Origin of the sequence: Sinosporangium siamense (assembly GCF_016863435.1) — a bacterium.
Taxonomy (GTDB): Bacteria; Actinomycetota; Actinomycetes; order Streptosporangiales; family Streptosporangiaceae; genus Sinosporangium; species Sinosporangium siamense.
In genome coordinates, this window is record NZ_BOOW01000015.1 from 132,053 (window position 1) to 139,001 (window position 6,949).

Genomic DNA, 6,949 nt, shown 5'->3' on the forward strand with positions numbered 1-6,949 from the left:
GTCGGCAGACGGTCAGAACTCCGCCTCCAGCGGCATCCGCCGTACCCCCGGGAGGTGCTCGTCGAGCTCGCCAGGCTCGAAGCGGCACATGCCGACCGCGTGCCAGAACTGCCCGCCGATGTCCCCCTCCTGCTTGTAACGCCCGTCGGGCGCGAGGGCGGCCCACCCCTCGGGCAGCCCGAGCAGCGTGGCCCGCTTGGAGGGCGAGGGCCCGTCGAGGTTCCACAGTACGGCGGTGCCGTCGTCACCCGAGCTGGCGAGCAGGGTGCCGTCGGGGGAGAAGGCGAGTGACCAGATCCTCCGGGTGTGGCCGGGCAGGGTGTGCAGGAGGTCACCGGTGGCGGAGTCCCACAGGCGCACCGCGAGGTCGTCGCCCGCGGTGGCGATCATGTGGTCGCCGGGGCTCCAGGCGGCGGTCCACAGCCGGCCGGGATGCGTCAGCACGGTGGCCGGCCTCATGAGAGCGTCGGCCGGGTCCCACACCACGGCCAGGCCGTCGTTGCCGGCGCTGAGCAGCCGGGTGCCGTCGGAGTTGAACGCGACGGCGTAGACCCGGTCGGTGTGCCGGTCGCCCATGGCCACCAGTTGCCCGGTGTGCACGTGCCAGACCCGCACGGCCCGGTCGTCGCATCCGGTGGCGATCAGTTCGCCACCGGGGCTGAAGTCGATCCACCGCACCCGCCCCCGGTGGTCGGCGAGGGTGGTGATGAGCCGCCCGCTGGCGGGCGACCAGATGCGGACGCTGTCGTCGTCGTTGGCGGTGGCGAGCTGCGCGCCGTCGGGGCTGAACGCCTCGGCCCACACGTGGTCGGTCTCGACGCTCATCTCACGCTCGTAGGCGCCGGTCGCGACGTTCCAGAAGTGCATGCCGCCGTCGTTGCTCGCCGTGGCGAGCACGGGGCCCGCCGGGCTGAACACGGCGGAGGTCATCCGGTCGGCCGAGCCGGTGAACTCGTGCAGGCGGCGGCACGTGTGCGGGTCCCACACGCGCACGACGCCGTCGTTGCCGCAGGTGGCGAGCATCGAGCCGTCGGCGCTGAAACGCACCGCCGAGATGCGCCGCCCGTGGCCGCGCAGCACACGCTGGCACTGCCCGGTTGCGGTGTCCCACAGCCGGGCGGTGCCGTCGTTGCCGGCGGTGGCGAGCTGCGCGCCGTCGGGGCGGAAGACGAAGGGCCACACGGCTCCCCTGTGGCCGGAGAGGGCGTGGCGGCGCGTCCAGGTTGCGGCGTCGCGGATCTCCACCGAGCCGCCGGAGTCGGCCCAGGCGAGCTGGGAGCCGTCGGGACTGAACGACACCTGGTAGATCGCCGCCCGCCGCCCCGGCATGGTGCCCGCCGCCGCGCCGGTCGCGGGATCCCACAGGCGCAGCTCTCCGCCGATGTCGCCGGAGGCGAGCACCTGTCCGTCGGGGGAGAAGTTGAGCGCGTAGACCCGGGTGGTGTGCCCGACGAGCCGGCGCAGCAGCCGCCCGTCGCGGGCGTTCCACAGGCGCACGACGCCGTCCTTGTGGCCGGTGGCGAGCAGCGCGCCGCTCGGGTCGTAGACGGCGCGGTAGACAGAACCGCCCGCGCCGTCGTCGCTCACGATGCGGCGGATCACCCCTCGCGCGGTGTCCCACACCCGCAGCGTCGCCTTGCCGTCGCCGATCAGCAGGGTCTCGCCGGTCCGGTCGAAGGCCGAGGCGTACAACGGGGTGCCGTGGCCGGACAGCTCGTGGAGCAGCCGCCCGTCGGTGGTGCTCCACAGGCGCACCACGCCGTCGCCGCCGCCTGCTGCGACGAGCGAGCCGTCGGGGCTGAGCAGCACCGGCCACACACCGTCGGGGTGGGCCGCGAGGGTGTGCAGGAGCTCACCGGTGGACGGATCCCACAGCCGCACGGTGCCGTCGGCCGCCCCCGACACGAGCAGGCCGCCGTCGCCGCTGAACGACACGGCGTAGGCGCGGTCGCGGTGCCCCGCCAGGGTGCGGATCGGCAGGCCGGTGATCGAGTCGCAGATCACCACCAGCCCGTCGTCGCTGCCGAGGGCGAGCAGGTCGCCCGCGGGGGAGTAGGCGACAGGCGACGGCAGCCGGCTGAACTGGAAGTGATAGCCGTACGGCACGCCGACGCCGGCCGGGGCGAGCTGAATCTCGACCGGGTGAGCCGGGGCGACGGCGGCGCCGCGCAGCTCGGGCAGGCCGGGGGCCGCGCCGGTCACCTCGATGAGTGCGGCCCGGTGCCAGCGGCTGCCGTCGAGGGCGGCGCCGCTCAGGTCGGCGCGGATCAGCCGGGCGCGGGTGAGGTCGGCGCCGCGCAGGTCGGCCCCGGTCAGGTCGGCCTTGTCGAGCCGCGCCCCGACGAGCCGCGCGTCGCGCAGCACCGCGCGGTGCAGGTCGGCGCCGACGAGGGTCGCGTCGCCGAGGTCGGCCCCGGTGAGGTCGACCTCGCGCAGGTCGCGGGAGGACAGGTCCTGGCCGCGCAGGTCGGCGCCGCGCAGGTCGGCCCGGGCGGAGGTGCGCAGGCGGGTGGAGATCCGTACGGCGTTGCCGCGGGCGACGGCGTCGGCTGCGGGGTCGGCGAGCACCCGCGCGGCCCAGGTGCGGCAGGCGGGCACGTCGACCTGGTCGCACAGGAACTCGACGGTGAGCTGGGACAACGACCGCCACGACAGCGGCGCGGGGTCGTCGATCACGCTCGCGATGTGCCGGGCCACCAGCCACTCCATGACGGAGGTGTGGATGAACCCGAACAGCCCCTCGTCGGTGCGGACCAGCAGGCTGCCGGTGCCGACGGCGTGGGCCGCCTGGTGGGCGGAGAGCTGCCCCTCGGCCAGGTCGGCGAGCTCCTGGGCGATCTCGGTGAGCTCGGTCAGCCTCAGGTAGCTCTCGCCGCTCTGCCACAGGCGCATCGCGAGCAGCGTGACCGCCCGCCACAACTCGGGCAGGCGCAGCCCGCCGGGTGTGCCGGGGACGCCGCTGGTGCGCCTCTCCTCGAAGGCGAGCCAGGTGCCGAGGATCGCCTCGTAGAGCCGGGCGGCGCTGACGGTGCCCCGGGTGCCCGCCACCGCGCGGAGGTTCCGCTCGGGCAGATCGGCGATGAAGCTGAGCATGCGCGGGTTGCTCGCCAGCCCGAGGAGGTCTTCGACACCGCTCATGAGCGCCAGCCGGGCGTCCGCCGCCTCGGCGTCGTCGTAGCGGTTGACGAGGTAGGACCTGATCTGGTCGCCGCTGAACTCGGTGACGCTCAGCACACGCCGCCGCGGCAGGCTGCCGACCTTCTCCCCGAGGGCGGTCAGCACCTGGCTCTGGGACTTGAAGTGCTGGGTGCGGCTCGCCACGATGATCTTCGCCTTGTGCTCGGCGGCCTGGATCAGGGTGTCGAGGTGGTCGACCGCCCGATCGTAGGTCACCCGCGTGACGAGCTCGTCGAACCCGTCGAATAGCAGCACGATGCGGCCCTGCCGCAGCAGATAGTGGAACGCCTTGAGGTCGATCACGTCCTCGCCGTGGTCGGCCAGGTGCGCCGCGACGAGCCCGTCGACCGAGTGCGCCTTGTCGAGGGAGCGCAACTCGATGAGGATCGGGATGAGATGCGGCAGCTCGACCGGCAGCCGCCGCGCGACCTCGCGCAGCGCGAAGCTCTTGCCGTGCCCGAAATCCCCGAGCAGCAGGACGAAACGCCCGTGGTCGCCGGAGACCAGCCGGATCAGCTCGTCGGTCAGCCCCTCCCCGACCTCCTGCCCGGCGCGGTCGAGCGCGCGATAACGCTGCGGCACGTAGAGTCCGGGCGGATAGCGGCGGTCGGCCTCGATGCGCGCCGACTGGTCGCGCACATAACCCGACAGGTCGACCAGCCCCTGGAACTCCGTGAAGCTGCGCAGCCGCACCCCGCGCCGGGACAGGTCGTCGCGCAGCGCCCGGGCGGGCGGCGGCCCCTCGTAGACGACCTCGACGCCCTGCCCCGGGCCCGCGGCGTAGACGTGGCGCAGGAACTCCGCGACGGACTCCTCGGTCACCTCTCCGACATGCGCCCCGATGCGCGTCTGCCGTACGAAACCGTCCTCGTGGTAGGTCACCACCAGGTGCGGCGGCGACAGGTCGACCCGGCGCACCCGGGCCCGCTCGTGCCGCGCCTCGCACACCTCGGCGACGCGGTCGAGCAGCAGATCCGACGGCGTCGGCGCCGGCTCGTGATCGGCGGGCGCGAGGAGAGGAGGGGCGGGCTCGGCGGCCCGCGCATCGGTGAACGTGCCCTCGCACGACCGCCACCGGTGGGGGGTCCGCTGGGGCGGCGCGCCCGGCGACCACAGCCGCATGCCGTCGGGCGTGATCTCGATGACGTGGTGGGTGCCCGCACCGGGCGAAGGCACCGTCGGGAACGGGTCGCTGCGCGCGGGCCCGTCGCCGTGGGCCAGCAGGGTCAGCCGGTGGCCGAGCAGCCGGTCGAGCACCGCCGCGTCGCGCAGCGCCGCCGGCGCGTGGCCCATCACACCGATTCGCATCCACCGGTCGGCCTCGAAGGGTCTCAGCCGCTCGGCGAACCACGCCGCCTGCGCCTCCCCGATCAGGCCGTATTGGTCGGCCTCGCGATGGCTCATCGCCATCGTGGAGTTGAGCCCCGCCAGCACGACGCGCAGGTCCGGCATGGCGAACAACGTCCACGGCTGGGAGGCGTCGAAGACGACGCCCTCCAGGCCCTGATAGAACTCCTCGAACAGGCCGTGGAAATGCCGCCACTTCTGCCAGTACGGCGGAGCCGGACGGATATCGTCGGCCTCGCAGTTGTTGAAATATGCCTGGCAGGCGGCCTTGGTCACATCGCGCGGCCCCGGCACCACGACCACCCGGTGGGACTCCAGCCCGATCAGCGTGCGCAGCCCGTTGAGGAACATCCGCGCCTGACCGAACTCGCGAAGACTGCCCGACTCGGTGAGATCGCCCGACACGACCAGGAGATCCGGCCGGGGCATGCCGCCGTCGCGCATGCGCGTCAGGTCGGCCCAGATGCGCGACTGGAGCTCCTCGGCGGTCAGCGGGTCGTCGGCCTCCGCCAGAGCCCGCCCGAAACGCGGCCCGCCGACGCGCAGCACCGTCACCCGCTCCCGCGGCCCCCTGGCGTCGTCCGCGGCCGGGAACGCCGGCCGGCTCATCGGCCCCCGGCGCACCAGCGCCTCCGCGCCGTCGCCGCGCGGCCGCGGCACCGCGAGCGCGGGCACCCTGTCGCCTTGGGCGGGGAACGCCGGGCTCGACGACGGCTTGGCCCGCCCCGCCACGGTCTCGGCGATGCGGTCCAGCAGCCTGGCCCGCGCCTGCTCCTGGTCGTGCACGTCCGCGAGGTCGACCCAGGTGATGGTGGCCAGCAGCCCGTCGAGCCGGCAGTCGGCCAGGCGCACCGTGACCAGCTTCTTGGACGGGTCGTCGGGATTGGCGCGCAGCGCCGCCTGCCACTCCATCCTGCCGTAGCGCGACTGGAGGTAGTTGTCCGACAACACCGCCACCACGACCGCCGCCTCGCGCACCCCGCGGTCCATGAAATCGATGAAGTTGGTGCCGGGCACGAAGTCCCACGCCTGGATCATCGTGCGATAACCCGCGGCCTCCAGCTCCCAGGCGATCCAGGTCGCCCACGCCTCGTCCGCCGGCGAGTAGCTGACGAAGATGTCGACGGACGTGGCACTGCGCCCTGCCATGCGATCAACCCCCCCTGCCGCAGCGGGCCTCAAGTATGGCCGCTAATCGCCAAGGATTGGAGAGGGTTGTCTCAACCGTTGTGCGATCATTCCCCCTGTGCGGCGGTTGAGCGTACTCGATTGGATCAGGATCGGTCTGCTCGCGGCAGGCCTGCTCAGTGTGGCGACGGGCCTGCTGCCCTTCGACGACGCCGGGGACAGCCTGGCCAGGGTCGGGCCGCTGCTGGTGTTCCTCATCGGGGTGATCGTCCTGGCCGAGCTGGCCAAGGAGGCCCAGGTCTTCGACGCCATCGCCGAGCGCGTCGCCATCGCGGGGCGGGGCAACTATCTGGCGCTGTTCCTGCTGTGTACGGCGTTCGCCTCGCTCGTCACGATGTTCCTCAACCTCGACACCACCGCCGTCCTGCTCACCCCGGTCATGCTGGCGCTCGCCGCCCGCACCGGCATCGCCGCGCTGCCGCTCGCCATGACGACCGTCTGGCTGGCCAACACCGCGAGCCTGCTCCTCCCGGTCTCCAACCTGACCAACCTGCTCGCCATGAACCGCATCGACCTGTCCACCCGCGACTTCGCGGCCCGCATGTGGGCGCCGCAACTCGCCGCGATCGCGGTCACCATGGTCTTTTTGTGGGTGTTCTACTGGCGGGCCGGCGCACGCGGCGAACAGCGCTATACGCCGCCTACGCCGCACCCGATCGCCGACCGGCCGCTGTTCGCCATTTCGGGCGCCGCCTGCCTGCTGTTCATCGCCGCGCTCGTCACCGAGGTGGCGCCCGCCGTCGCCGCGCCCGTCGCGGCAGCCGTGGTCGTCGTGGCCTTCGCCGTACGCGACCGGGGCAAACTCTCCTGGAGCCTGATCCCGTGGCAGCTCGTGGTGTTCGTCTGCGGGTTGTTCCTCGTCGTGCCGACGCTGATGAGGTTCGGGCTGCACGACGTGATCGAGTTCCTGGTGGGGGAGGGGGAGCAGCGCGCCGCGCTCGCCGGGGCGGCGATGTCCAACCTCATCAACAACCTGCCGGCCTACGTCGCGGGCGAGGAGGTCATCCCGCCGGAGGCGGGCGATCAGCTCCTCGCGCTGCTCATCGGCTCCAACGTGGGACCGCTGATCACGCCGTGGGCATCGCTGGCGACGCTGCTGTGGTTCGAGTGGTGCCGCCGCCGGGAGATCACGGTGCCGCTCCCGATGTTCATGCTGACCGGCGCGGGACTCGCCGTCGCCGGCGTCGCCGCGTCGGTCGCCGCGCTCACCCTCACCGGCTGAGGTCAGGCGGAGTAC

The 6,949-nt window shown here is 72.9% G+C and carries 2 protein-coding genes; one reads left to right on the top strand and one right to left on the bottom strand.

Features of this window, described 5'->3' with window-relative positions; all coding sequences use genetic code 11:
- Positions 1 to 12 precede the first annotated feature (12 nt).
- Positions 13 to 5,673 (bottom strand): WD40 domain-containing protein, encoded by a 5,661-nt coding sequence (locus tag Ssi02_RS12785; RefSeq protein WP_204025164.1) that lies wholly within the window; start codon positions 5,671 to 5,673, stop codon positions 13 to 15.
- Positions 5,674 to 5,770: 97 nt separating this feature from the next.
- On the opposite strand from Ssi02_RS12785, the gene Ssi02_RS12790 reads away from it, so the two are divergent.
- The gene (locus tag Ssi02_RS12790; RefSeq protein WP_239128856.1) at positions 5,771 to 6,934 is read left to right on the top strand and encodes an SLC13 family permease; all 1,164 of its coding nucleotides are present in this window, start codon (positions 5,771 to 5,773) and stop codon (positions 6,932 to 6,934) included.
- Positions 6,935 to 6,949 lie beyond the last annotated feature (15 nt).

Bases quoted from the DNA above. Each gene is read 5' to 3' on its own strand.
- Ssi02_RS12785 (WP_204025164.1), bottom strand. From the start codon at position 5,673: ATGGCAGGGCGCAGTGCCACGTCCGTCGACATCTTCGTCAGCTACTCG.